The sequence below is a fragment of the Aeromicrobium sp. IC_218 genome (genome assembly GCF_004336805.1).
Taxonomy (GTDB): Bacteria; Actinomycetota; Actinomycetes; order Propionibacteriales; family Nocardioidaceae; genus Aeromicrobium.
Window position 1 is genome coordinate 36,852 of the sequence record NZ_SJXM01000011.1, and the last position, 26,996, is coordinate 63,847.

Here is a 26,996-nt window from a genome sequence, read left to right on the forward strand (position 1 = left end):
GGCGGTCACTGCTGCCACACACCGTGGGGCTCTTCTCGACGGGCTCTCGCCGGACGACGAGCCCTGGCGGGCTGGCCCGTCCTGACTAGTCTGGGCCTGTGACCCACGGCATCGACGTCGAGCAGCTCGACTCCTCCATCCGCCCGCAGGACGACCTCTTCCGCCACGTCAACGGACGCTGGCTGCGCGAGACGCAGATCCCCGCCGACCGGGCGACGGCCGGCGCGTTCATGGACCTGCGCGACGCCGCCGAGCTCAAGACCCGCGAGATCATCGAGCGCGCCCAGCAGTCCCCCGCGGACGACGAGGAGCGCAAGATCGGCGAGCTCTACGCGTCGTTCATGGACACCGAGCGCATCGAGGCCCTCGGCGGCACCCCGCTGCAGCCGGACCTCGCCGCGGTCGACGCGATCGACTCGGTCGGCTCGTTCGCCCGCACCCTCGGCAGCCTCGAGCGCTCCGGCGTCGGCACGGTCGTGGGCATGTACGTCGCCCCGGACAAGGGCGCGCCCGACACCTACGTCGCCTACCTCGTCCAGACCGGGCTCGGCCTGCCCGACGAGTCGTACTACCGCGGCGACGAGAACGCGGACCTGCGCGACGCCTACGTCGTCCACGTGACCCGGATGCTCGAGCTGGCCGGCCTCGACGACGCCCCGGCCCGCGCCGAGCGGGTCATGGCGCTGGAGACCGCGATCGCCGAACGGCACTGGGACCGCGTGGCCACCCGCGACGCCCAGAAGACCTACAACCCGATGTCCTACGACGAGCTGCGCGCCCTGCTGCCCGCCCTCGACTGGGACGCGTGGGCCGAGGCGGCGCAGATCCCCGCGTCCGTGCTGGCCAAGGTCGTCGTGTCCCAGCCGACCTACTACTCGGGCCTGGCCGACCTGCTGGTCGAGGACCGCCTCGAGCAGTGGAAGGACTGGCTGCGCTGGAACGTCGTCCACGCCGCCGCGTCCTACCTGTCCGAGGAGTTCGTGGCCGAGAACTTCGACTTCTACGGCCGGACGCTCTCGGGCACCGACGAGCTGCGTGAGCGCTGGAAGCGCGGCGTCGGCTTCGTCGAGGGTGCCATGGGCGAGGCGGTCGGCAAGGTCTACGTCCGCACCGAGTACCCCGACGTGGCCCGCGAGCGCATGGGCGTCCTCATCGAGAACCTCATGGCCGCGTACCGCGAGAGCATCACCGCGCTGCCTTGGATGAGCGACACCACCAAGGCGCAGGCGCTCGACAAGCTGAGCCGCTTCGACCCCAAGATCGGCCACCCGCGCACGTTCCGCGACTACTCCGCGCTCGAGACCGACCCGACCGACCTGCTCGGCAACCGGGCCCGTGTCATGGCCGTCGAGGTCGACCGCGAGCTGGCCAAGGTGGGCGGCCCGATCGACCGCGACGAGTGGTACATGACGCCGCAGACGGTCAACGCCTACTACAACCCGACGATGAACGAGATCGTCTTCCCCGCCGCCATCCTGCAGCCGCCGTTCTTCGACGCCGAGGCCGACGACGCGGTCAACTACGGCGCGATCGGCGCGGTGATCGGCCACGAGATCGGGCACGGCTTCGACGACCAGGGCTCGCACTACGACGGCTCCGGCGCGCTGCGGAACTGGTGGACCGACGAGGACCGGGCCGCGTTCGAGCAGCTCACCGGCTCGCTCGTGGCCCAGTACGACCCGTTGAGCCCCGAGGGCGCGGACGGCGCCACGGTCAACGGCTCGCTCACCATCGGCGAGAACATCGGCGACCTCGGCGGCCTGGGCATCGCGCTCAAGGCGTACCTGCTGGCCCGCGGCGACGAGGTGCCCGAGCCGATCGACGGCTACACCGACCTGCAGCGCTTCTTCCTCAGCTGGGCGGTCGCCTGGCAGGGCAAGACGCGTCCGGCCGAGACGCTGCGCCGGCTGACGGTCGACCCGCACTCGCCGCCGGAGTTCCGCTGCAACCAGGTCGTCCGCAACATCGACGCCTTCTACGAGGCGTTCGACGTCAAGCCCGACGACGCCCTGTGGCTCGACGAGAGCGAGCGCGTCACCATCTGGTGACCCGGCACTGACGACGAAGGGGCCCCGCCACCCGGCGGGGCCCCTTCGTCGTCCCTCAGCCGTACGAGACGGCGGCGGCGTGCACCGCGCGGACGTACGCGTCCGCGTGGTTGTAGCTGAAGATCGCCGCCGTCCAGCCGTCCGCCGTCGACAGGTCGCGCCCGTCGTGGCACAGGTACCGGGCGGCGGCCAGCGCGGCGTCGTCGAGGTCGTGCGGGTCGGCGACGCCGTCCCCGTCGGCGTCCACCTCCCAGGCCGCCCACGTGGACGGGATGAACTGCAGCGGACCGACGGCGTGGTCCCAGCGCGGGTCGCCGTGCCAGGCGACGGACGCACTGGTGGCCGCGATCGCCGCGACGCCCTCGCCGCCGTCCAGGGCCGGGCCGATGATCGGCTCGAGCGGACGTCCGTCGTCGCCGAGCGCGCCGCGTCCGTGGCCGGACTCGACCTGACCGATGCCGGCCAGCGTCGTCCAGCCCAGGCGGCACTCCGGGTGCTCCACGGCCGTGCGCAGCGTCGCGTCGGCGTAGGCCTGCACGGCGCGGGCCGGCACCCCGGTGCGCGCGGCCTGCTGCTGGACCCAGGCCGGGTCCGCTCCCCCGCCGCCTGCCGAGGGCTGCGACGGCTGGTCGACGCTGGCGGCCACCGGGGCCACGACCACCTGGTCGGGCGTCATCGACCGGTCCGCGGGCGTGCCGGGCACCAGGAACGCGCCGAGGGCGCCGACCGCGACCACGGCCAGCGCCCCGACGAGCAGCGACGTCCGGCTCACCCGAAGCGGCCGTTGACGTAGTCGAACGTCCGCTGGTCCTGCGGGTGGGAGAACATCACGCCGGTCTCGCCGTGCTCGACGATGACGCCGGGCGTGCCCTGGGCGGCGAGGAAGAACGCGCACTGGTCCGAGACGCGCGCGGCCTGCTGCATGTTGTGGGTGACGATGACGATGGTGACCTCCTGGGCCAGCTCCACCATCGTCTCCTCGATGACCCGCGTGGACGTGGGGTCGAGGGCCGAGCAGGGCTCGTCCATGAGCAGCACCTTGGGCTTGATCGCCAGCGAGCGGGCGATGCACAGGCGCTGCTGCTGGCCGCCGGACAGACCGCCACCGGGTGCGTCGAGCCGGTCCTTGACCTCGTTCCACAGGCCGCCGCGCACCAGGCAGGACTCGACGAGCTCGTCCTTCTCGGCGCGCCCGGCGCGGGTGCCGGTGAGCTTGAGCCCGGCGAGCACGTTGTCGCGGATCGACATCGCCGGGAACGGGTTCGGCTTCTGGAAGACCATGCCGATGTCGCGGCGGACGTCCATGAGCTTGCGCTGCGGCTCGTAGACGTCCTGCCCGTCGAGCAGCACCTCGCCGCCGAGCTGGGCGCTGGGCACGAGCTCGTGCATGCGGTTGAGGATGCGCAGGAAGGTCGACTTGCCGCAGCCGGAGGGGCCGATGAGCGCGGTGATGCCACCGGCTGGCATGTGCAGCGAGACCCGGTCGAGCACCTTGCGGCTGCCGAACCAGGCCGAGACGTCCCGCGCGTCGAGCGCCGCGGCCCGCGAGCCGGGCGCGAGCTCGCGTCCGGTCGGCACGACCGGGATGACGGTGGTGGCGTCGGTGACGGCCGGGACGATCGTGGTGATGGCGTCGCTGCTCATCGGGACCTCTCTGGTGGTGCGAGCCGGGCCGGCGTCACGAGGACGCCGACCCGGCCGGGGTGGGTGGTGCTCAGCGGACGGTGAGCTTCAGCGTCTTTCCCTTGGCGGGCGCGACGTTGCGGTCACCGGAGTAGACGACGGTCAGCTTGTGCGAGCCCTTCTTGAGCTTCGCGAGCTTGACCGTGGCCTTGCCGCCGCGCAGGACGGCCGTGCCGACCGTCTTCGAGCCGCGCTTGATGGTGACCTTGCCGGTGACCGGCGTCCCCTTGGCCGCACCGCTCGGGACGACCGTGACGGTGACCGAGCCGCGCTTGGTGGCCTTGATGCGCGTCGCCGAGAGCTTCGCGGTCACGACGCCGGCGGCCTTGGCCACCGAGACCGTGCCCGCCGCGGTCGCGGCGTCGTGCGTGACGCTGCCGCCGAAGGCGACCGTCAGGCGCTGCGTGCCCGCGGCGACTCCGGCCGGGACGATGACGCGCGCGGCGCCCTTCGCGAACGCGGTGCGGTAGGCACGGCCGCCGACGGTGACCGTCGCGGCGCCGTTGACCGGAGCGCTGGCCTTGACCGACAGCGCGACCGCGCGGCCGTAGGCGGTGCGGGCCGAGGCGACGCTCAGCGCGACCGGCGTCTTGACCGTGACCTTGACCGCGGCCGCCGTGGAGGCGTGCTGCGACAGGACGTCGCGGGGCGTGAACGCCGCCGCGTAGGTGTGCGCACCGGGCGCGACGTTCGACAGCGTCAGGTTGGCGACGCCACCGGCGACCACGGCCTTGCCGAGCGACGTGCCGTTCTCGGTGAACTCCACCGAGCCCTGGACCGACACCGTGGACTTCACCGCGGCCGTCAGACGCACCTGGCGCTTGCCCAGCGCCGCGACCTTCAGCGACGTCGACGTGGCGGCCGCCGCGTCGTCGGAGGTCTTGAAGTTGTTGGTCGCACCCTCGAGCCACTCGCCGCACACACCGCCGCGGTCGGTCGACGCGAGCTGCAGGAAGCCGGCCTTCTCGATGGCCGCCTTGCCCTCCGCCGAGCAGAGGAACCCGTCCTCACCGAAGATCCCCTCGAGCTTGTCGCCGAGAGCGCCGTTCAGGTCCGTCTTGCGGACGAGGTTGTACATGGGGCGCTCCGGGGCGAAGCCGCCGAGCAGCGTGATCGTCGAGGTCGACTTGGCCCGGCCGGTCGAGAACGGGGCGATGGCGTTCTCGTCGTTCTTGATCTCGCCGTCGCTGTGCTCCTGCACCTCGACGAGCTGGTTCGACAGCGCCAGGTCGACGCCGTTCTTGGCCGCCTTGAGCTGCGCCTCGAAGAAGGTGCGCGTGCCGGAGCCCGCGAAGGGGATGAGGGCCTTGATGGTGCCGGGCTTGCCGCCCAGCTGGCTCCAGTTGGTGTAGGTGCCCTCGTAGATCCCGAGCACCTGGGCCGGCGTCAGGGTGGCGGGGGCGTTCGAGCCCGTGGCCTTGACGGCCATCTTCAGGCCGTCGACCGCGAACGCCGCCTGGAACAGCGAGCTGTCGCTGGCCGAGATCGACGACGACGAGCGCGCGTAGTCGACGTTGGGGTCGTTGGTTCCCGCGACGAGGCGGGCCTTGCCCTTGCCCGAGCTCGCGATGTCGGTGCGCAGGACGGGCGTTCCACCCTGACGCAGGACGACCGAGGACGGATCGCCGATCGCGGCGAACGAGGCGAGGCGCGAACCGGCGGGCTTGCCGACGTTGTAGGCCTGCGCAGCGTAGGCCATGGCCGCCTGGGTGGTGTCCGAACCGGTTCCCACGATGTCGCCGGCGACGGGAGTGAACGTCGGGTCGAAATCGTTCGCGGCGTGGGCCGTTCCGGTGGTGACGGCCAACGTGCCCGCCACCAGGGCAGCGCCGGCCGCGAGGGCCGAGACGCGGGTGCGAATCATGTCGTGTCCTTCGAGAGGGGTTCAGGCCGGTCGTTCGCCGGCCACCGGTCGAGACGTTATGGACCGGCTCGGGAAACGCGGGAGGTTTGCGATGAACACTGGGTGACCGCTCGACGGCCACCCGGCGTTCCGCGTCAGAGCAGGTTCGGGAGCAGGTGGACGGCCATGTCACCGGCCACCCAGGCGGTCGCGAGCAGCGGAGCGATGCCCAGCACCCAGGCCAGCGGCGCACCGACGCGCCGCGTCAGCCAGGTCAGCCCCACGGCCACCGCGAGCAGCCCGCCCAGGGCCAGCGCGAGCGCTGCCATCGCACTGGTGTCGGTCCCCATGGGCAGCTCGGCGTCGGTGACGGCGTTGAGCCGTCCGGCCGGCACGGGTTGCGCCTCGGTGGCGAGGTCGGCGTCGACGTAGACGGCCGAGCCGGCCGAGAGCGCGGCCAGACGTCCGTCACCTTCGGCCGTCACCAACGTGAGTCGTCCCTTCCCGGCCGCGAGTGGCTGAGGCAGCGGGTCGCCCGCTCGGCGGACGCCCGTCACCGTGTACCGCGCGACGCCCTGGCCGGTCGTCGCCTCGATCACGTCGCCCTTGCGCAACGACGTGACGCTCCCGAACGGGCCGCCGTGGGTCACCGCTCGGCCGTAGACCACGGCGGTTCCCTGCTGTCCGGGCATGACGGTGTCCCGTCGATGCCCGGGTGCGTCGGCGAGCTGTCCGGCTGACGTGCCTTCGACGACGACCTGTTCCAGGTCGATCGCCGGGATGGCCAGCTGGGCCACCGGCGTGCCGGGCCTCACGATGCCGCCGATCGGTGCGGTGGCGGCCGCGAGGTCGGACCGCAGCTGGTCGTGAAGGATGGTCTGACCACGGTCCTGGGCCAGCCCGCTGAGCAGCAGCAGCTGCAGCAGGAGCCAGGCGCACACGACCGCCAGGACGGTCAGCGACGAGGTCACGACCGACACCTCGTCCGGCACCCCCCGGCGTTCAGCCGCACGAACGCCCGTCCAGAGCGCGCGAGCGCGCCGGAACGGCTCGCGCGGCGCACGCCGACGGCCCTCGGGCGCCTCCGGCTCCGGGTCGGGCAACGGCGTCGGCGCGACCTCCACGACCGCGCTCATCGACGCCCTCCTCGCACCAGGGCGACGACCCGGACGGCCGGGGCACCGAACCCGGCGAGGAGCAGCACACCCAGCAGGCCCGCCATGAGCAGGCGTCCGGTCGACGAGGTCGTCGCAGCGGTGGGCGCCGTCTCCAGCGTCGTGGTGGCGGCGGGTGCGTTCGGCGGCGCGACGGCCGGGCCTGCCGCGGGGACGTCCGCCCCCGGGGCTGCGCCGGGCGGCGCCGGGGCACCACCACCCGGGGACTCCTTCTCCGGCGTGGTCTCGTCCTCACCGTCCTCGTCGGCCGCCGACGGCGTCTGGGACTCGACCGCGTCCGCCACGGCGTCGGCCTGCTTCCACAGCGCCGCCGTGGCACCGTTCCGGGTGATCGGGACGAACCCACGCGGGAGCTGTCCGTTCGCGGCCCCAGCCCTCTGGCCCTCCGTCGTCGAGACGCGGATGAACTGCGCGACCTTGCGGGCGTCCGCCTTCGCCATCCCCTCGAGACGAGCCGCGGTGTAGACGATCATCGCGCCCGGGTACGCCTTGGCGTTGGCACCTGTGGTGGCCGGGCCGAGCGCGAAGGCCCCGAAGGGCTGTTCGCTCCGCCGTGCGGTCCGCACGGCAGCCAGGACGGCCGAGCTCGTCGGCTCGACGAAGCTGCGCCCCGAGGCGTCCGTGAAGGCCGTCCCGCTGCCGCGCGTGACCTTCGTCTGCAGCGACGCGGTGCGCAGGTCCAGACGAGCGGCGTCGCCCAGCCCGACCACGCCCAGCATGAAGCGGCTGCCGATGCCCTGACGGTCGACGCGACCCATCTTCCACGGGTCGGAGACGCTCGACCTCGTGCACTTCGTCTGCACGTTCGGCCATCCGTCCAGCACGGCTTCGGCGATCTTGCGCAGCGAGCTGATGGGCGCCGCGAGCTGGGTCATGTACGGCGTGCTGATCTGGCGACGGCACTCCTGGGTCGAGGTCGGCACGAACTTGTCCAGCAGCGGCCACTCGTCCACCGGCAGCTTGATCGCGCGGTAGCTCGGGTTCACGACCATCCCCCACGGGTCGGCCTGACCCTTCACGAAGGCGGCCGCCTCGGGATCGGACGCGATGTAGGTCGTGATGCTCTCGACGACGTCCGACGCCTCCGACAACGACAGCAGGGCGGCCCCGGCCTCCCGAGCGATCGAGTCCAGGCCGGGGTTGAGCGCCTTGAACTCCGGGTCCTGGTTGATGGACATCGGATTCTTGGCCATCCCGGGGTGCTGCTGACCGATGGTCGATCCGGTGTACGACTGCGTGATCAGCTTGGCCAGCAGGCGAGGCGTCAGCCTCAGCTCGCCCAGCTCGCCCGCGTTGTCAGGGCGGTCGATGACGTACGAGACGGCGAAGCCGGTCACCGCCGTCGGGGCGTAGCCGACACGTGTGTCGCTCGCGGCCTCCTGCCCACCCGACACGAAGGCAGCAGCGGCGTCGCCCCTCTCCATCAGCGCGAAGGCGGCGCCGTCGGCCATGCGGTTGTGCTGGAACTTGAAGCGATCCCTCTTCAGGCAGTAGGCCGGCGCCCACTGCGTGGAGGCCTGGCTGAGCAGCTCCGAGCCGTAGAACGCGGTCGGGGCGCGTGAGTCCTTGACGTCGCAGACGTCGGGCTCCGTGGCGAAGGTCAAGGGGACGGAGATCCGGTTGCGCCAGTTCGACTCGGCCCACCAGTAGACCGGCGAGACCGCGGCGTCGACTCCTTCTCCGGAGTAGTTGCTCGACCCCGGTGCGAACTGACCGGTCTTCAGGCACTCGTTGCTGGCGTCGTCGGCACAGCTGATGCCCATGATGGGGATGACGACGAGAGAACACGGCGTGGTCGAGCTGCACCCGAGCGACTCGTTCTCGGTGGCGGTGCGCACCTCGAAGCTCACCCGGCCGTTCCCGTCGACGTCGGTGAAGGCAGCGACCTCGGCCGGCGGGAAGGCCGCGTCGGCGGCGGCCTCCGGGGCCATCGTCGTGGCGCTGCACGAGAGGTGCACCGTCCCGGACGCGGCCTTGAAGGGGGTCACGCGCGACGAGAGACGTTCGACGTCGTCGCACCGCTCGCTCGGGAACGGGCTCAAGCCCGACTTGGGCTCCCGGTCGGCCGCGGACGCGAAGGCGTCCTGCCGCCACAGGGCCGTGCGCTCCGACGCCTGCACCGACCGCTGTCGAGGTGTCGAGGTCCAGCACGTCTCACGGGCGAGGCGCCGCGCCGCGGGGAGCGAGGAGTCGTCTCGACCCCGGCACTGCAGCACCACGACCGGGTACTCCTGGTCGAGACCCTTCTCGCCGAACGGGTTCGTGGCGCGTCCACCGCTCGGGTGGGCACCGGACCAGGAGACCTGGACCCGCTCGCGACCACGCAGGTTCTTCGTGTGGTCGACCTTCACGGTCACGGTCCGCTCGTCCACCACGACTCGGTCGCCGTCCTCCTCGAAGACGCGTTCCATGCTCTTCGTCGCGGAGAAGGCGTCGGACGTGTCGGCGGTCGCTCCGCCGGGACTGACCAGGGCACCCACCGTCAGGACGGCGGTGAGCACCAGGACTGCGCGCCTCATGCGTTCCTCCTGCGCTTGCGCAGGAGCGCAGCCAGCATGCCCGGGACGACGACCAGGGCGACGAGCTCGACGGCCGCGAGCGCACCGAAGACGCGCTCGTCACCGGCTCGACCGGCCAGGAGCTCCACCGGCACCGCCGTCACGTCGCCTCCACCCGTGGCGGTCGCCGCCTGGGGTGCGCCCGTGACCGGGTCGACCACGCCGGAGGCACCGGGGACCGCAGCGTCTGCCGGGGCCCCCGGCGTGCCAGCGGCGGGGGTGGTCCCCGGCGAGGCGGTGCCCTTGTCGTCACCTGAAGCGGCAGAAGCCTCCTCGGTGGACGTCGGGGCGGTGCCGGTGCCACCACCACACGGGCCCGCGCCCTGCTTGTCGCACGCCGCCGGCTGCGGAGCCACCTCGGCGAGCTTGTTCTTGCTGAGGTTGCCGGCGACGAAGGTGGGGTTGTTGCACCGCGTCACGGAGCGTCCGGCGATGTCGACCTTGGGGTCGGCCGTCTTCAGTTTCTTGAGCTGGTCGAACCCGGCCTGGACGAGGTTGAGCGGCAGCGGCGAGTAGCCGTACGCCCCGGCCTTCGACTGTCCCTCGCACAGGGAGTAGAACATGAAGTCCGCGAGCGTCTGCCGCTTCGCGGTGGTCATTCGCTGGTCCTTCGCCCCGGTCGGCAGCAGCATGTACGAGTAGGACGACAGCGGGTACGCGCGCGGGTCCGTGGCGCTGTAGACGCCGTCGAGGATCTGGGTCAGGTACTTGTCCGAGCCCTTGTCCTGGTTGATCTTCGCCCGGGTCAGCGCGACCGCGACGTTGTACTGCGTGGGCTCGACGTAGTAGCCGGCCTTGTTGAGCACCTTCACCACCGGGTACTTCTTGTTGACCGGGTACGAGTACTCGACGTAGCCGATGTGCCCGTTGCCCGAGGCGCTGGCGATGGTGTTCATCACCTGGTCCGAGCCTGCGGCCGCGATCGCCGCCCCCTTGCGCGGGAAGTACGACGTCAGGCCCGAGCGACCGAAGAACCCGCGCCAGATGGCGGGGTACTGCTTGTCCAGCCAGGTCGTGAACTGAGCCGTCGTGCCCGAGCCGTCCGAGCGCAGCACCGGGGTGATCTTCAGCGACGGGAAGACGCGGCCGTTGTTGTCCTTCTTGATCGCCGGGTCGTTCCAGTTGGTGATCTGGTTGGTGAAGATCTTCGCGATCGTCTCGCCGGACAGTCGCAGGTTCTTGACCAGCTTCCCTCCGACCGTGAGCTGGTAGGTGAAGGCCGTGCCGCCGGCGATGATCGGCATGTAGGCGAACTCGCGCGAGCCCGCCGAGTCGACGTTCCCGAACTCGTCCTTGCCCTGGTAGGGGATCTCGGTGATGCCGAAGTCGGTGACGTTCTGGCCGAACGCCTTGCGGCCCTGCGACGAGCCGCCGCCGTTGTAGGTGACCTTCATGCCGTTGGCGTCGACGTCGGCGATCCACTGCTGCAGGATCACCTCCGACCAGGTGGAGCCGGAGCCCTCGATCTGGGCGTAGGCCGCGTCGGCCGGACGGGCCAGGACGACCGTCACGGCGAGCGACAGCAGGACGGCGAGGACCGCCCTCGTGCGTCCGCGACGGGTGGGACGGAGCTTCATCGGAGGCCTTTCGGGGGACGAGCGAGCAGGCGGGCGGCGACGAACAGCGCCAGCACGATGACGAGCAGGACGGTGGCGGCGGCGAACGCGCGGGCGATGTACATCGGCTCGCCGCTGCGCACGGTGGTGTAGATGAACAGCGGCAGGGAGTTCATGACGCCGTCGGTGGGGTCGACGACCAGGAACGAGGCCGCGCCGGAGGTGAGCAGCACCGGCGAGGTCTCGCCGATGCCGCGGGCGATGCCGAGGATGAGCGCGGTGGCCAGGCCCGGCCGCGCCGTGGGCAGCACGACGTGCCAGACCGTCCGCCAGCGCGAGGCCCCGAGCGCGAGGCTGGCCTCGCGCAGGCCGCCGGGCACGACCCGCAGCACGACGTCCGAGGCCCGCGCGATGATCGGCAGCATCATCACCGCGAGCGCCATCGCGGCGGCCAGGCCGGAGCGGTCGACGCCGAGCCCGATGATCAGGGTCGTGTAGATGAACAGGCCGGCGACGATCGACGGCAGCGCGGTCATCGCCTCGACGACGGTGCGGACGATGCGCGCGTACCGGCCGCCGACCTCGGTCATGAACACCGCCGTGCCGATGCCGAGCGGCACCGTGATCGCGACGGCGATGCCGACCTGGATGAGCGAGCCGGCGATCGCGTGCAGGATGCCGCCGCGGTCGAACGGGTCGCGCGGACCGACACCGGACATGTCCTCGGTGATGAGGTTCAGGTGCGGCAGCGCCTCGAGCCCTCGGGCGAAGATGAAGCCGATCGTCCACACCAGCGCGGCACCGACGACGGCCGCCGCCGCGTGCACCGTCGTGCTGGCCAGCCGGTCCCGGACGACCGAGGCGGACGTCGTCATCGCCGAGGCCACGGCGAGCACGGCCATCGAGCAGGCGAACGTGGTGAGCCCGAGCACGAGCCCGCCCTGCCACGGCAGCAGCCGCTGCGTCAGCAACCAGGCCATCGCGAAACCGGCGACCCACGACCCGGCCATGACCAGGCGGTCCTCCGCGGTCGTGGTGGTGAGCGGACGCGGCGCGGGACCGGCGTCCAGCGACGGCGGCTCGTGGCGGACCGTCGTGCCGCCGGCGGGCGGCGGGCTGTCGAGGATGGTCATGCGTCGGTCTCCGCCCCGGAACGGCTGCGGGCGACGACGACCGCGGCGAGCGTGTTGATGATGAGCGTGATGACGAACAGGACGAACCCGGCGGTCAGCAGCGCGGCGAGCTGGGCGCCGTTGGCCTCGCCGAAGCGTCCGGCGATGAGCGCCGAGACGGTGTTGGTGCCGACCTCCAGCACGCGGATCTTGAGGTCGAAGGCCGGCGAGATGATGAGCAGGACGGCGATGGTCTCGCCGAGCGCCCGGCCCAGCCCGAGCATCGTGCCGCCGATGATCCCGCCGCGGCCGAACGGCAGGACGACCGAGCGGATCATGCCCCAGCGCGTCGCGCCCAGCGCGAGCGCCGCCTCCCGCTCCCCCGTCGGCGCCTGGCTGAACACCTGACGCATGACGGCGCACGCCATCGGGATCACCATCATCGCGACGGCGAGCCCGGCCACGAAGGCCGAGGCGGTGTAGCGGCTCTGCTCCCAGACCGCGGCGTCCGCGTCGGCCTCGACGGTGAAGAACGGGATCCAGCCCAGGTGGACGTGCAGCCAGTGGGCGATCGCCGACGCGTGCGGCTGCAGCACGAAGAAGCCCCACAGGCCGTAGATGATGCTCGGCACCGCGGCCATGAGGTCGACCATCGAGACGAGCAGGCCGCGCAGCCGGGCCGGCGCGTACTCGCTGATGTACAGCGCGGTGAGCAGCGCCAGCGGGAACGCCACGACGAGCGCCACCAGCGCCACGCTGAACGTCCCGACCAGCACCGAGCCGATGCCGATGACGTCAGCCTCCGGCTCCCACTGCGTCTCGGTGAAGAACGAGAGCCCGTAGTGGCGCAGCGTCGGCCACGCCTGCAGCGCCAGGAACAGCCCGATCCCGCCGGTGATCAGCAGCACCGTGGTGCCGATCGCCCGCATCGAGACGACGAAGGCGCGGTCGGCGCCGCTCTCGGCCCCGACGAGACGCCGGGGGGCGTCCGCATCCACGGACGGCTCGGCCGTCCGCACCCATGTCGACACTGCGTCTCCGTCTCCTCGCGCGGGCATGACGCGAGAACACTAGGGACGGCCGGGACGGGTGCGCGGGGCTTGCGATGAACGGGCCGTGAACGCTCGACGGCGGGTTCCGGACGCGCCGTTCGGACGTCCGTCCGAGACCCGCAGATGCCCAGGCACGGCCACCGCCGGCGCGCCGTGGATCGCCGTAGCGTGCCGCCATGACGACCCCTCGGCTGCGCCCCGCGACCGCCTTGCTCAGCATCGGTCTCGTCGTCGGGTGCGCCGCCGATGCCGACCGTCCGGGCACGTCGTCACCGGCCATGAGCTCCGCGGACGTCCTCGGCACGTGGACCTGGGACGGGACGAGCGCCGTCACCACGCCTTCCGTCACTCTCCGGTCCGGCGGAGAGGTCGAGGGACACGACGGGTGCAACCCCATGTCCGGCACCTGGAGGCTCGACGCTCAGAGGGTCGTGCGGCTCGACGCGCTGGCCGCCACCTCGTACGCCTCGTGCACCCAGGACGGGCAGCAGACGGCGGTGCAGCAGCTGCACGACACCCGGTCGCTCGTGCTCGCCGGCGACCGGCTGGAGGCCCGGGACGCCAGCGGCAGGACGATCGCGACGCTCACCCGAGCCGACAGCTGAAGACCCTCGGAAACGCAGCAGGCCCGCCGTCTCCGGCGGGCCTGCTGCGGGTGGTGGTGGACCTAACAGGACAACTATCGAACCCCGACCCCCGCCTGCGCCGGATGCTCGCGTCAGCATCGTCGCAGGTCAGGACGAACGACCCGGCGTCCGAGGCGGAGTCGGGATCGCGTCAGAAGCAGGTCCGCCTGTCAGACCGGCAGCAGGCCGAGCTGGCCGAGGGCTAAGAGGCTGGCGCCTTCAAGAAGGAGCTCGCGCGCGTCTACGGCATCCACGTTGAGACGGTGCGGGCCATCATCCGGCGGGCCGGCCTGCAGCACTGACGTGCTCGGAGATGCAGTCAGCACGGGTCACGCACTTGGCTTAGACAGCTTGTCCTTGCCAACGGCGAGGAGAGCAATCCCACCTCCGACTACGAGAGCCTTCTGGCTCACTTCCGTCCCGGCAGTCTTGAGTTGCTGAGGGTCGCGCATCGCGGCGCGCCAAGGAGTTGCGCTCAAGGCCTCACGATCGCTCACAGCAATGTTCAAGGGCGCGTGGAACTCGTCGAGACTCGTTCCGATGGTGTTGAGCGACGAAAACACCGAGCTGGCCGCTCGCGCGTGCAGGAGGACGTTCTCGTTGGCGATCCCGCCAGTGGCCGTCAGCTGGTCCATGAGGCGCGAGGTGGTTTCCAGCACACGCGCCCGGCGGTTCTCTCGCGCTTCCGCGACTCCGCTGCGATGTCCGTCCAGCCTTTCAGGTGCTGTCGCGAGGACGTAGTCGAGCTCGATGACGCGGAACTGATCCTGCAGCTCAAAGCAGCGAGCCAGGACGGAAAGCTGCAGTCCCACCTCTTGCTCGAGTTCGCACATCAACTTCTTGAGCTGACCGGGCCGGTTGACGTCTTGTACCTTCTCGGCGAGATCACCAAGGGCGAGAAGTGCTGCGCGCTGGACCTCCAAGATGGTGCCCGACTCGCCGTTGACCTTGCTCCACAGCGTCTTGGGGTCTCCCTCGTGCTCGTGGATGGTCATGGCTTCCTCGATGGCTTCGGCGGCCCTCCCCACCTTGGCAAGAACGGCATTGCGCTGCCCGCGCCGCACGTCATCGAGCTTGGCGTCGATCTTGATCAGCAGCGCCTTTAGCTCCTGCGCCTCGGCCTGCTGCGCGAGTTGGCCCATCAAGCCACCAACACCCGAAAGGACGGCTGGGTTGGTGAGCAGCGACGCCGGTCCGTCCTCCACCTGAAGCCACTTGCCGATGTTGCCGGGGTCTCCGAGCATGGCGTGGCTGACGCCCTCGGTCTTGGTCTTCATGAGACCGCCAGCGTCCTTCAGCGTTTTGGTGGACTCCGGTGTGAGCTTGAGGTACATCGCCGACTGCTCCGCAATGCCCGACGCCAACTCGGCGAGGTCGGAGCCAGCACGCAGCGTGTTGCTGAGCCTGCCCAACGCAAACTCGCGGGCCTGCTGAAGCAGTCCGGCCCCATCCAAGAACCGCTCGACGGTCGCGCGATTGCCCGTGACGACAACGCCCTCACCGTCACTGACCAACTCGATCTCGCTATCCATCCCGAGGCTCTCCTCTCGCCGCCGCGAGCGTATCTAGGCTCGTTCCAAAGCAATCAGGAATCAGCGGCGTGCGAGAAGTCTCTGTGACCGCGACGATGCGTGATCACAACTCCCGCGACGAGAACTCGCATGCGTGTGACCACTACTCGCCTCGAACTTGCCGATGATCTTTTGCAGACGCTCGATACTCGACTCGTGCTTCGTCTGCCTAACGTAGGCAAGCACCAGATCATGGTCGTATTCGTTACGAGCTGCAAGGTCGTTGAGCCAGCCGCTCACCATCCGCTCGGAGATGCTGTCCGTCCACCCCTTGTACCCCTCCTGCACGATGCGCTCGAGGATCTCCGCGGCCTGGTCACTGAGGGCAGCGTCAATGACTTCACCGGTGACGATGTTGTACGCGCGGTTGAGCTTGGCCCACGCCTCCATCTCGCCCGGGATCCACTCCACGAGCACCACGACGCTCTTCTCCAGATGGTGCAGCTTCTCCATCGTCTTGTGGCGCGGACACCATGCCAGAACGACTCCGCCATCCTCGATGTAGCCGCTGCGCTCCGTCACGATGCTCTGCTTTGCCAGCTCCGCATGGTCGGTGGCGCCGCTCTTCTGCGCCGAGAGCACAGTCAGCCGCGCGCCGTGACCCCGCGCGAGGTCCAGCCCGAGCTGCTTGCCCGGACCGAGCGTGTCCTTCTCCGTGCCCCGCGGGAGGTAGATGTAACGATGCTTGAGCGCTTCGTCGACCCGATCTGACATGTCCTGCTTTCCTTCTCTCACGATCCTGGTCGAGAACAGTAGGTGCGGGCACCGACACAAGCGGTCGTCTGGTTGGCCGGCTCTGTGACGAGGGGCGCGCCTCGGTGAGGAGGGGGCGGCGGACTGCGGGAGAAGCCGACGATGGAAGCGACATCCCAGGGGCCAGGTGATTCCCGGGATCAGCTTCTATCGGGACCGGGGATCGCCCTCGGGCACGTCATGTGTCGCCCTGCGATGGGCCGACGAGTTCGACCTCATCGCCGGATACGAAGATCCAGTCCGCTGAGTCGTCGAACATGCCCAGACGCGGGTCGAAGGATCCCCGCATCGTGCCGTTCGCGGTCGTGAAGGTGACGTTCTCTGCGATCAGGTAGCCGTACCGCTGGTGGTCTCCGCCGTAGAGGCCGTCTGCCCCCTTCGGGTAGCTCGCGAACTTCTCGACGTTGTACTGCGGGTCGAGCAGGTGCACAAACGCCTTCTCGGCGTCAGCGACGACCTGCTTCTTGTACTGCGCCCAGGCTTCGCCGGTGGTGTCGGTCGGCTCGTCGCCGAGCTCCAGGGTGCGGAGGATGGTCGGCTCGACGCGGAACGGGAAGAGGATCAGTTCATCGGTCACCCGGGCACCTGAGCGACGCGGCCACTCGCCGGACAAGATCTTCTGCCGAGCGTGGTGGGCTCGCTCGAAGAGTCGATCGAACGTATCGGTCTTCTTCGCGATCCCGACGTAGAGCAGCTCGTAGGTGGCGAGGTCTCGGTGCCGATCCAGCCCGGTGATGCCGTCGACTCCACGGCCTTTGTCATGGAGCAGCTTCTCGGTCGTGAACCACTCGAACGGGCCCTCCAGCTGGTCTGCCTCGAAGTCCTCCATGGTCCCCGCCCAGAACCGCAGCATCTTCGGGCCGGCCTCAGCGGTGATGCTTTCCGGCTCTTCTCCCAGCAGGTCGCTAGCGAAGCGTGCGATGTCGAGCGTCACTTGGTCGGCGATCGGCTTCCCGCCGTGTGTCTGTCCCAGCACTGGCACGGTCCACTCGGCGCCGTCGATCTGGATGTTCTGGTCGTCGAACACAACCTCAGGGCGCATCGCCATGACGTAGAAGTCACTCCCACGAAGCAGCGCCTCCACCTCCGGATCCACTTTGACCGAGTCGGCTTCGTAGCTCGACACCGGCGGGTAGACGAGGTGCAACGTACTCAGCATCACGTTCATCTCAGACACCACGTCAAACTACGACAGCGATCGCCGCCGTGGTCCAGTTCGCTTCACCTCCCCGCTGGATCAGTTGCGAGGTCGCGACATGCCTACGGCGCCTCGGCAACTGGCCACCGTCCGCCGACCCACACGGGCGACACCGGTCAGTCCCAGCTCGTCTTGACGTCGTACTGCATGTACTCCCATGGGTCATTGCGCAGACCGCCAGGCACCGAGTCCAGCAGCTCAAGCGAGACTTCCTGGCACACAAACTGCGTGACACCCAGGATGGTCGCCTCGAGCTGGTACCACGTCCGAACCTGCGCGGCGCCCTCCGCGAAGGTTGAACTGCCGTCGCCGCTCGGCTTCACGTGCGTCAACACATTGCGACGGCCAACCCACTGCAGCCAGTTGGTACGCAGCCGCTCCCAGATGTGAACCGGCGTTTGGGGACGGGCCTCCCCCATCAGCAGATCGATCGAGTACTGCAGGCCCCGGTGCGGAGGCGGCGGCGGTGCCGGTCGCAAGGCCTCGGCGAGTCCACCAGTCCTCACATAGAGCGCAGCGCCCGCCAACTCCGGCCACGGCTCGGGCACCGGCTCCAGGTGGAGCACGTGCGCCACCAGCCCCTTGTAGGCATTGGTGATGTGCGGGTCGTCGGGATGGTGGGCCAGCACAACCGGCAGTGTCGGATCGATGCCGCCGGCGACCATGCCGAGCGTCCAGCCTCGAACGACTGGCGAGAGGGAGGCTGGCCGAGCGCCGAGCTGGTGCGCAGAAGCCACCATCCGCTGCTGCACGGCGGCGGCAAGCGTCGTCGACAAGTCGTAGGAGTCGCCCGTGTTGCGCAGGCCCGCAAGCAACCACGTGGCGAGCAGCGCGTGTTCCACCGGCATCGCGAAGTCGTCGTCGTTGCCAGGCTCAAGGCTCGGAGCGTCCAGTTCCCACTTGGCGTCGTAGTCGGCAACCCGGGCATCCAGCCACTCGAGGTCATAGCCGATCTCCGCGAGCCGGTCCTCCAGCAACTCCTGCCTGGCGGTATCGGCGAGGAGCAGCTTGTAGAGCTCGGCGAAAACGGCCGGCGACAGCCGGCAGGTCAGCTCGTCCACAGCACCTGCTCCAAGCGTTCGGACAGCGGGAGCGGGGCACTCGGCTCCTCAGGGAGCTCGAGGGCCGATTCGGGAACTGGAATGCGCGCCAAGTCAGCAACGCTGATCGACGGGATGGTCGTTCCCGTCAGAAACAGCTGTCGGAGTCGATAGGCGTCCTGGCCATTCAAATAGTGCGCGAGCGCCGGACCGACGCCCGGATTGCGCAGGCGAAGAACGAACACGTGGTTGTCGGCCACGAGGGGGGCATCTGCGATGCGGGCGTGTGGCAGCTTGCCAAGGCCGGCGACCATGAGATCACCCGGGTAGGCAACAGTCGGATTGCCAGCGTCCCCTGGCACCCAGCGGCGAGGGGCCTTGCCGCCGAGCATCGAGACATCGGCGACTGGCAGGTAGCCGGGCGTTTCCGCTCCGAGTGCGTGACTGCGCGTGTCCTTGCCCCGCACGATTTCGCCGCAAAAGTCACGCAAGGCCGACCCGTTGCTGAGGATCGAGGCGTCGGGAATAGCCAATGCGAGTCGCCACTCGGTCGCACGCAGGTCGGTGGTTTGCCACCAGGTCTCGATCGCCTCGGCTTCCTCCCTGTGAGTCGTCGCTTCCACCGCGTGCAGAGGTTCCATGAGTGCGTGCAGTCCAGCCAGCGGCGGCACCGGAACCTGGGCGTCGAACAGCGCGGGGATATCCACCGCAGTGCGCGAGACTCCGCGGCCGAGGCTGGCACGCAGCTGCCGGCCGCTGTCGCTGCTCATGACTGCCCACAACCAGATGCCGAACTGCTTATCGACAGGACGCAGCGCCGCGAAGTGCGGCGATATGAGCGCGCCGCGCAGCCGCTCTGACACGAGCAGCGCGGGCCCAGTACCGGCGCGTGGCACCAGGACGTCACCGCTGCGCAGCTCGCTGCCGGCCTGATAGACCGATCCCTGGTACTGCTTGCTGCGGCGCTTGATGCTCCCGGTTGTCCCATCGACGTTTGCGGGAGTGACGACCGGCGAGCCTGCCGCCGCGAACGATCGTGGTGCGAGGCGCGTCGCCAGGTCCCCAACCCGGACGGCAGGGTTGGTGCTGGGCCAGCGGAAGGCGTTGCCAGTCAGGTGGGTCGGATCCCAGTTGGGAGCACCACGGAGATCCAATATGGCGCTAATGAACACGGCGACTACTCGCCGTCCAGGTGCGCCAGAGCGGCGTTCATGGCGGCACCGGTCGCAGACAGCTGTGCGGACCAGTCGTCACCGAGCTGCGCCACAAACGTCTCGCCTGACTCGGCTCGGTCGACGACGAGTAGCACGGCACGAAGGTTCGTGCCCTCGACGGCACCCGCAGGGAGGCCGATGAGGGCGCCGACGCGGAAGTCGCGGGCGAGGAAGCGGCGGTAGAACTCCAGCGACTTCTTGGACGTGAAGCCGCCCGGCAGCAGGCACACGGCGCGCGCGCCGGGCCGGAGCTGCCGCAGACAAAGGTCAACGGCAGCGGTTTCGATCTCACGGGCCGGTGAACCGTCGAGCAGGGTCCAGTCGTGCCGCATCTGTGGCCCGAAAGGTGGCGCGGTCACGATGGCGTCCGCGGCGGGCAGGAAGTCGCTCGCAAACGAGTCACCAGCAGTAATCGTCGTAAGCATCGGGGCCGTTCGCCCGATCTGCTCTGCCAGCTCAGCCAACTCGACGTTGATCTCTTGTCCCACGAACTCCACGGGTGCGTCGAACTCGGCGGCGCGGTCCATGGCGGACCAGAGGAAGTTTCCGGTCCCACAGAAGGGGTCCAGCACCGTGCCGACGAGCTTGGAGCCGAGCAGGCGCGCAACGGCATCGGCTATGACCGGCGCCGTGGTGTGTGCGCCGCCCTGGGGTCCGCGAAGTGCGAACGCGCTTAGCGCCCGACGGCGCGCTTGCCACAGCACGTCATCGCGCACGGGCACGAACTCGCCACCCGCCGTCTGGATCCCCGGACGGGCGGTCTCCTCCAGGATTTTTGCTGAGGGAAAGAACAGATCGACCCGGGGCCCGTTGCCCCGAGCCTTGCTGGCCTCAAACCAGAGCCGGTCCATGTAAAGGGAGGTTGCTGTCGCGACATCGGCAAGCACTCCGTAGTCGCCGTGGGTCGGCGGCAGAGGGCCATCGACGCGCTCAAAGGAGCGGAGGCTCCGGTCGGCACGGAACCACTCACCGTTGATGAGTGCGTAGTGCTCGACCGTCCCCAGATGCTCGCGCGCGGTCAGCAGTTGAGGCAACGCCATCTCCGGCGTCGCAGTCTTGCCGCGCTTTGCTTCCACAACCAGCCAGGGCACGAGATCACCGTCGGCGTTCGACGCGTAGGCGACGGCGTCCGCGCGGTGGTTTGAAGCACCCGCCAACTTGCGCTCAAGCTCGATTACCCGGTAGCCGGCTCCCTGCAGGACGGCACGCAGATCCGTGCGTCCTTGTTCCTTCGCCACAGCGTTTCCCTCCTCCCGGTTAAGCGAGCCGGGGAACGTAGCATCACACGTCGGCTCTGCAATCTCGTCTGATCGCCCTGGATCCTATCCGGAGCGGCGACGTGGTCCGTCTTGCGCGATCAGGCGTCGACGCCGGTCGTCAGGGTTGATCACGATGCCCCAAGCACACGGCTGACGACATCGTTGGGACAGCCGAGCAATTCGAGGGCATGGGCGCGCACCATCCGCTCTAGAACCTCGACGACCTGATGCAGCTCGTAGGCGTCGTAGCCCTTCGTGCCGTGCGCAAGATCGTTGCGCATGATCCGTAGTGCGTCTGGGGCGTTCTTGGCGTTGATCGGCGCCCCCTTCATCGCCGCAATAAGCTGTGTGCCATCAAGTTCCGCCTTCACGTCTCCCGGCAGCTTGTTCGCCAACCAGTTGATCGCGGGCTCCAGACCTCCCGGCGGCCGCTTACCGATGTTGCGCTCCAGGAACTTCTGTTGCTTCGTGTCGAGCGAGCCCTTCGCCAGAGCGATGACCTCATCTCGGTCTTCCGTGTGCTTCTTCTGGCGGTTGGCGAATGAGGCCTTCGTCTCGTGCCCGTGCGTGCCCTCGATCGCCTGAAGAAGCAGAAGGAACCACGACCGCGGGTGTTGGTCCCTCGCATGCAGCATGGACCCGTACGTCTCAAGAAGCGGGTGATGGACCGACGCGAGCTTCTGCCAGGTTCGGAGGAGCTCCAGGAGGGAGACGCTGTCCAACTTGAGCCTGAGCGGCGACTTGATCTTGTCGATCTCGTCGCGCAGCGACTCGTACGGCTCTTGGGTGATTCCCGAACCGAACACCTGGCCCTTCCGCTCAAAATCGTCCTCGGTAGCGGGGTAGACGGTCAGGTACGTGATCTCCTCCGCACGACCAGTGGCGATCGACACCACGCGGCGAAGCGGCTGAATCCAGTAATCAAGGATCTGGCGCAGGGGCAGTGGCTGCCCGAGTTTGCACCAAGCCACCGGACTGAAGCCCATGCCGAAGGAGTAGGGATCGAACGAACGGAAGGAACCGAAGTACGTCAGACCCACGGTCGCATCTGCGTCCTTCCACTCTTGCCTGAAGTCCTTCGGGTCCAACTCGGCCGCCCAGGTTCCCGCCACGCCCTTCTTCGGGAACTTGGTGCTCTTGATAGGCGAGACGCCGGCGATGGCGTCAAGGCCACCGATCTGAACCTCGACCTGTTCGAAGAGCACTTTGTCGGAGGAAACGTCAGCAAGCGTTATGATCGCGGCCTCCGCATTGATCATGGCCTGACTGGAGATCCAGTACGTAACTCGCGCGTTGATGAGGAGGACGTTCGCGCCGTTCGACAGGATGCCCGTCAGGATCGGAGCGTCAACATGCTGAGGGAATCCCGTGACGCCGGGCGCATACTGCTCAAGGGCGTCGTCGAAGTCACCGTGAGCCGTACCTTTCGGCGGCTTGCCAGCCTCCACAGTGAGGGCTCCATGCGCCGCGAACGTCCCGCCCTTGGCCGTAGGAAGTTGCCACGTCGCGAGGTAGTCGTCCGGCGCGAACGACAGCTTGAGCGCTGACTTACGAGTCACCGATACCTCCTGATGCGGGCCATGCAGTCCATGAGCTACTCCCCGCTCCGACGGGCAGCGTCGAGCATTGCGCATACGACCGGCGGGAGTAGCCACTCAACGTCGAGCGCGTCGACGAGGGCGGCCAGCGTCTTCCAGAACTGACGGCGGACGGCCTGCTCGGGCAGCCCATAGGCCCTGGCAACACTGGCTTCGACATCGCTGGTCCAGCCGGGCTGTTTCATGGACGCCCCGCGACGATTGCCACTCGGGTGATCCGTCTCTGGCAGCAGCCGCTCCAGAGGGACTCCAGCTGTGGCCAACCTCCGCGGGTCCATGCTGGGGTTGACTGAGAAGAAGCAGCCGAGGTCGATGGCGCGCTTGGTCTCGCGGTCGCTGCCGAGCCACCAGTGCAGAATGACGCCGCGGGCGCCTGTCTGCTCGATGACGTCGAGTGTTCTTGTCGTCGCCCGAGCACTGTGCACCGAGACGATCCGCGGCGCTTGGGCGACGAGCCCCAGGATCTCGGTAAATACCTCGACCTGTCGATCCATGGGCACCTTCGACCCACCGTCTAAGCCCACCTCGCTGATGAACGCCGTCTGTGCCAACTGGTAGCGAAACAATTCGACGTCGAATCGGTCCTGGGCAGCCGGGACGCCCGGATGGCAGCCAACCCCCCAGATCGTGACCGCATCGGAGCGCGTCAGCGCGGCAGCCGACTTCTCCAACGTGCGGGTGGCAACGAACACGACCGCGCCGAGGGACTCGAGGTCACGGGCACCCACACCTACGTCGATGTGGGCGTGCAGATCGAGTGGTGGCAGCTCGCGACTCATGCGAGGAAGGCCCTCAGTTCAGCGACACCACGCCTGCAGAGGTCGAGGGCCTGATCCGGCGGGTAGTTGGCTGGAAGCGACATCTTCATGACGAGGTGCGACTTCGGATCCTCGGCCACGAAGTCGCGCATCGCCTCGACGATCGACTTCTGCTGGACGAACTCGGCGTACCGATTCGCTGGGTCGGTCGCGAGGTATTCCGTGGCGTCCTCCACGCCGCCGGCATGAAATGACGCGCGACGGACGATGCACCCGAAGCAGACCCCGCAGGAGGCGCCAGGGGATGCACCCTTGAAGCGCGCGTCCGTGTGAGCGCAGGAGTTGGAGGCGCTGAGGTAGCTCGACGTCTCGTCCGCACCTACCAGGGAGGCGAGGTTGGAGAACATCTCGCCTTTGGTGAGTGACTGGAAGGGATTCTCGATCAGGCCATGAGCCCCGACCTTGATGAGCACGTCCTGCAACTCGACAAGGAAGCGAGGATGCGTCGTATGGGTCGAGAGCGCCCCACGGCGCTCCGGTCCGAGCGGAGGATTGAGCGAGGCGAACCCGTTCTCGGGGATGTAGAGAGCGCCGCCCGACTGCTCCGCCGCGGCCAGCCCCAGAGCGAGGAACAGCAGCGAGCGTGACCGGCTTGAGGGCTCGGTTGGAAACGCCGTGCCATTGAGGCGCTTCGAGTTCCGGTTGAGGGCGACCCGCCGATGGACGATCGGTCGCCCAGGAGCGAGGGCACGGATTCGAGCAACGAGGTCCTTCTGGAACGGCGAGATCGACGGCGCGCTGAAGTGCGAGACCAGCTGCAGGGTCGATCCGGCCGCTAGCTCAAGCGCCGCCGTTAGCGCACCTGCTGCGGAGTCGGCGCCGCCGCTGAGCAGGACCGTTCGCCCAGGGGTGGGGTCCTCAAGTGCGAGCTGCTCGATCGCACTCGGGGCAGCCTGCGCGAACCGGAAGGTCCACCGGTCACCAGTAAGGAAGCCGACCACGGAGGCCAGTTCTTCGGCCTGTGCCCTCCAGGCGTCGGGATTGTTGACCTCGACGGTCAGGTCGATGTCACGGGCGTTCCAGTCGGAGCCGCCGCCCTGGCGTCGTACCGAACGGTCCGCAGAGAAGACCCCGAGGGCGAGTCGGACGAAGTCGATGTTCCCTGCGCCCACGAGGCCGAACGAGCTGAGATGCTCGTCGAGTGGTCCACCGAACGTGCTGTTCGATGACGACTTGCTCCAGAGCAGGACCTCGTCGAAGCCCCCCGCATCGGCAGTAGCCTCGTCAGTGGTCAGCAGGAAGGTGGTCATTCGCCGTCCCCGAAGATACGGCTCAACTGGTCGATGCCGCCCTGAATCGCCGCGGCGATCTCCTGCTCTGTAGGACCGGTAGAGTTCAGCGTCACCTGGCTGGCGTAGACCTCGGCCGCGTAACGGATCTCCTGCTCGGCCTCCGCCCGTTTCTCACGTGAGGGCTCTGCGCGGATCGTGTGACCGACCTCGGTGAGCGTGACGTCGGTGATCATGAGTTCAATCGATCGGCGGACGATGTCGTCGGGCGTCGGGGTCTGGTCCGGCGAACTCTCGAGGATCCACTCAACGACCTTGGCGATCGTCTCGCGCGACTCGTCGTCGGCGATGGTGCTGTCAGAACGGCTGTCGAAAGCTGCCTCGACGATGCGCGTACCGATGGCAACCACGCTGCCGAGCGCCTGCAGCTCGCTGTAGTTGAGGCCCGCCTGCTCGAGGGTTGCCCGGTCCCCCACGGCGTAGGCACGGGCAAGGGCTCCGGCTCGACCGGCCGCACGTGAGGTACGGCTTGATGAGCGACTGGCACCGCCGCCCGACCGCCCGCCGGACCCGCTGCCGCCGCCGCGAGCCCCGCCTCCGCCAGCACCAGGTCCGTCGCCCCCGCGGCCACCGCCGGAGATGATTCGGATGGCCGGGCGCAGATCGACGTTGGGCGCAACAACTGGCTGACCAGGAGGTGCCGCATCCCCTCCGCCGTCCGGCGCGGCGGGTGCAGCCGGCGGTACGTCATTCAGCCAGTCAGCGATCAAATTGCGCAGATCCTTGGCGTCCTTGCTGCCGCTCCCGCCGAACGCTCCGCTAGTTCCCATGGGTGCGGCCCCAGTGCTCGCGTACTTCCCTGATGGTGTTGCGCACCGGGCTCGAGGCCGAGCCGACATCCCAGGCAGCGAGTACCGCTTCGAACGCTTCAGGAGTCTCCGGTTTGAGCCGCATAACAGTGCCCACCCTTACCTCACCCGGCGGCAGCAACTTGAGCGCTGCGACTGTCGCCGCTTCCGTTCCAGGGTGCGTTCCCGTGAGGCGGAGGATGCCCGGCACTGAGTACTCCTGCAGCGTGGGCTGGTCGCGAGTCAGTCGGCCCAGGTGTCCGACCAGAACCTTGCTGTCGGCAGGTGATATGGCCCGAAGCGCGTCGTCGGTGATTGCCGTGCGATCGACCTGAACGCTAGAAGTCAGCGCGCTGGCAATGTCACGCAGACGCTGCGGGAGTGAATCGCTCACCAACTCGATGCCGGCGAAGGATGCAGCCAGGTAGAGATACCCGCTTATGTCCGACGCATCGAGCTGTGGCGGCAGCCTGGCCCACCGGATCAGAGAATCGGAGAACTGCTGCTCATCCGCCGCAGGCTCTGTGTCCATCGATGAAGCCTTCGAGCGCGCCTTCTTCTTCGGCGTCTCGTCTGCAGGCTCCTCGGCCTCTGGCACGTCGGCGGGAGGCGCCTCGTTCGCGGCGCGATCGAGTGCCTGGAGCTGGTCGCGGAGCTTCGTCTGCGCGAGCCAGTCCAGGACGGTCTTGAAGTCATCCTCAAGGAGGCGCTCGAGCATCATGAGCTTGGCGACGGCGTCGGAAGCCAGCGAGATGCCGCGGCGCGAGGCAACGGACTGCCGCACGTGCAGGTCATTCAAGAAGCGCTTGATGCGGCGTGGGTTGCCGCGGAACCTCTCGTAGAGCATCGGCGTCAGACGCGAGGCCGTGGCGAGCTCTCCGGTCAGATCCACGTCATCCGGGAGGGCCACGTCATCCAGCGAGCCGGCTTTCAAACGGAGCTGCGCCGTGGAGTCAACGAGGGCCTCAAACGAGACGGGTTCGAGGCTGCCTTCGGCAAGGAGCAGGAAGAGGTATGCCTGGGTGTCGAACTGGCTCAACGCCGGGATCGGGATCGTCGTCTGGACGATCTTGTGCAGGTAGAGCTCGGCGGGCGTTTCACCATTGCCACGCTCGTTTTCTGGCGTTCCGAGCCGCTGCTGGATCGCATCGGCAACGCGGTCCTCGTCGGCGGCGATCACGAACGACATGCCCTTCGCCGAGAGGAACAGGCGGATGGCCTCGAGCGTCTCCACGACCGTTTCGGGAAGGCAGCGATCCAGGTCGTCGACGAGCACCACGACGCGCGAGATGTGCGCCAGGCCGTCGGACTCAAGCAGCTCCGCGAACTCGTCGCGGAACCGTGCAAGGCCGCGCTCGGTCGGCTCGGTCTCGCCGTCGGTCGGCTCCTCGTTCACTAGATCGAGGACGTCCTCAACCTTCGGCAGTTGGAGCGTGATCGAGGTGAGTGCCGCCATCTTCATGGCTTTGGCCCACTTCACACGCTTGGCGAGCTTGAGCAGCAGGTTCCTGGCTTCCTCACCCGTCGAGGGGTCAATCTCGCCCTTGAGGGCGTCGAGCACCTCAGCGATGAGGCTCTCTTTGGGGCCGACTGCCGGGTCATAGCTCCAGGGTTGCGTCGAAACGACCAGGACTTTCGTGTCCGCTGCCTCGGCGCGCCCTTGAACCTCCTGCTTCACCAACTCGAGAACGCTCGTCTTGCCGCTTCCCCACGAACCGGACAGGCCTAGCGCAATCGGATCCAGGCTCTCGTCAAGGACCGCGTCCGCGACGGTCTCGGCGACCGCCATGAACGACAGGAGATCGCGAGCCGAGG

21 protein-coding genes are annotated in these 26,996 nt (G+C 68.6%); 2 read left to right on the forward strand and 19 right to left on the reverse strand.

Annotated features, from left to right (window positions below):
• The first annotated feature begins 98 nt into the window (after window positions 1-98).
• Complete coding sequence (locus tag E0W78_RS12490; protein WP_131404289.1) at window positions 99-2,048, forward strand: M13-type metalloendopeptidase; 1,950 nt, start codon at window positions 99-101, stop codon at window positions 2,046-2,048.
• Window positions 2,049-2,103: 55 nt separating this feature from the next.
• On the opposite strand, the gene E0W78_RS12495 is transcribed toward E0W78_RS12490, so the two are convergent.
• The 8 genes from E0W78_RS12495 to pstC form a co-directional block, all read right to left on the reverse strand.
• Window positions 2,104-2,820: a lytic transglycosylase domain-containing protein gene (locus tag E0W78_RS12495; RefSeq protein WP_242686341.1), complete on the reverse strand. Its 717-nt coding sequence runs from the start codon at window positions 2,818-2,820 to the stop codon at window positions 2,104-2,106.
• Window positions 2,817-3,692: a phosphate ABC transporter ATP-binding protein gene (locus E0W78_RS12500; RefSeq protein ID WP_131404290.1), complete on the reverse strand. Its 876-nt coding sequence runs from the start codon at window positions 3,690-3,692 to the stop codon at window positions 2,817-2,819. Before E0W78_RS12500 ends, E0W78_RS12495 begins: the two co-directional genes overlap by 4 nt.
• Window positions 3,693-3,762: 70 nt before the next feature.
• Window positions 3,763-5,595 carry an Ig-like domain repeat protein gene (locus E0W78_RS12505; RefSeq protein WP_131404291.1) on the reverse strand — a complete coding sequence of 611 codons (1,833 nt, stop codon included), beginning with the start codon at window positions 5,593-5,595 and terminating at the stop codon, window positions 3,763-3,765.
• Between the two features lie 134 nt (window positions 5,596-5,729).
• Window positions 5,730-6,545 carry a sortase gene (locus E0W78_RS12510; protein ID WP_165570499.1) on the reverse strand — a complete coding sequence of 272 codons (816 nt, stop codon included), beginning with the start codon at window positions 6,543-6,545 and terminating at the stop codon, window positions 5,730-5,732.
• Between the two features lie 161 nt (window positions 6,546-6,706).
• Window positions 6,707-9,268, reverse strand: coding sequence for a hypothetical protein (locus E0W78_RS12515; RefSeq protein ID WP_131404293.1), 2,562 nt, complete (start codon window positions 9,266-9,268; stop codon window positions 6,707-6,709).
• A complete protein-coding gene (locus tag E0W78_RS12520; protein WP_131404294.1) occupies window positions 9,265-10,884 on the reverse strand; it encodes a phosphate ABC transporter substrate-binding protein PstS in 1,620 nt (539 codons plus the stop codon). The genes E0W78_RS12515 and E0W78_RS12520 overlap by 4 nt, the downstream gene beginning before the upstream one ends.
• Entirely contained in the window at window positions 10,881-11,996 is a 1,116-nt protein-coding gene (pstA, locus tag E0W78_RS12525; RefSeq protein ID WP_131404295.1) for a phosphate ABC transporter permease PstA, read from the reverse strand. The genes E0W78_RS12520 and pstA overlap by 4 nt, the downstream gene beginning before the upstream one ends.
• On the reverse strand, window positions 11,993-12,973 hold the full coding sequence (pstC, locus tag E0W78_RS12530; RefSeq protein WP_242686342.1) for a phosphate ABC transporter permease subunit PstC: 981 nt from the start codon (window positions 12,971-12,973) through the stop codon (window positions 11,993-11,995). The genes pstA and pstC overlap by 4 nt, the downstream gene beginning before the upstream one ends.
• A 230-nt stretch (window positions 12,974-13,203) precedes the next feature.
• Here pstC and E0W78_RS12535 point away from each other — a divergent pair, with 230 nt between their 5' ends.
• Window positions 13,204-13,632, forward strand: a complete 429-nt coding sequence (locus E0W78_RS12535; protein ID WP_131404297.1) for an META domain-containing protein — start codon at window positions 13,204-13,206, stop codon at window positions 13,630-13,632.
• Window positions 13,633-13,982: 350 nt separating this feature from the next.
• On the opposite strand, the gene E0W78_RS12540 is transcribed toward E0W78_RS12535, so the two are convergent.
• From E0W78_RS12540 to E0W78_RS12590, 11 genes are all read right to left on the reverse strand, one after another.
• Window positions 13,983-15,185 carry a hypothetical protein gene (locus tag E0W78_RS12540; RefSeq protein WP_131404298.1) on the reverse strand — a complete coding sequence of 401 codons (1,203 nt, stop codon included), beginning with the start codon at window positions 15,183-15,185 and terminating at the stop codon, window positions 13,983-13,985.
• A 60-nt stretch (window positions 15,186-15,245) separates the two neighbouring features.
• Entirely contained in the window at window positions 15,246-15,938 is a 693-nt protein-coding gene (locus E0W78_RS12545; RefSeq protein ID WP_207392750.1) for a hypothetical protein, read from the reverse strand.
• Window positions 15,939-16,155: 217 nt separating this feature from the next.
• Window positions 16,156-17,154 carry a hypothetical protein gene (locus tag E0W78_RS12550; RefSeq protein ID WP_131404299.1) on the reverse strand — a complete coding sequence of 333 codons (999 nt, stop codon included), beginning with the start codon at window positions 17,152-17,154 and terminating at the stop codon, window positions 16,156-16,158.
• 137 nt (window positions 17,155-17,291) lie between these two features.
• Window positions 17,292-18,236, reverse strand: coding sequence for a hypothetical protein (locus tag E0W78_RS12555; RefSeq protein WP_131404300.1), 945 nt, complete (start codon window positions 18,234-18,236; stop codon window positions 17,292-17,294).
• Window positions 18,224-19,387: a hypothetical protein gene (locus E0W78_RS12560; protein WP_131404301.1), complete on the reverse strand. Its 1,164-nt coding sequence runs from the start codon at window positions 19,385-19,387 to the stop codon at window positions 18,224-18,226. The genes E0W78_RS12555 and E0W78_RS12560 overlap by 13 nt, the downstream gene beginning before the upstream one ends.
• A 5-nt stretch (window positions 19,388-19,392) precedes the next feature.
• On the reverse strand, window positions 19,393-20,667 hold the full coding sequence (locus E0W78_RS12565) for an N-6 DNA methylase (protein ID WP_131404302.1): 1,275 nt from the start codon (window positions 20,665-20,667) through the stop codon (window positions 19,393-19,395).
• A 149-nt stretch (window positions 20,668-20,816) separates the two neighbouring features.
• The gene (locus tag E0W78_RS12570) at window positions 20,817-22,247 is read right to left on the reverse strand and encodes a hypothetical protein (protein WP_131404303.1); all 1,431 of its coding nucleotides are present in this window, start codon (window positions 22,245-22,247) and stop codon (window positions 20,817-20,819) included.
• A gap of 35 nt (window positions 22,248-22,282) precedes the next feature.
• Window positions 22,283-23,065 (reverse strand): TatD family hydrolase, encoded by a 783-nt coding sequence (locus tag E0W78_RS12575; RefSeq protein WP_131404304.1) that lies wholly within the window; start codon window positions 23,063-23,065, stop codon window positions 22,283-22,285.
• A complete protein-coding gene (locus tag E0W78_RS12580; protein WP_131404305.1) occupies window positions 23,062-24,354 on the reverse strand; it encodes a hypothetical protein in 1,293 nt (430 codons plus the stop codon). The genes E0W78_RS12575 and E0W78_RS12580 overlap by 4 nt, the downstream gene beginning before the upstream one ends.
• Entirely contained in the window at window positions 24,351-24,809 is a 459-nt protein-coding gene (locus tag E0W78_RS16885; protein WP_242686343.1) for a hypothetical protein, read from the reverse strand. Before E0W78_RS16885 ends, E0W78_RS12580 begins: the two co-directional genes overlap by 4 nt.
• A gap of 343 nt (window positions 24,810-25,152) precedes the next feature.
• On the reverse strand, window positions 25,153-26,970 hold the full coding sequence (locus E0W78_RS12590) for a P-loop NTPase fold protein (protein ID WP_165570506.1): 1,818 nt from the start codon (window positions 26,968-26,970) through the stop codon (window positions 25,153-25,155).
• Window positions 26,971-26,996: the final 26 nt, after the last annotated feature.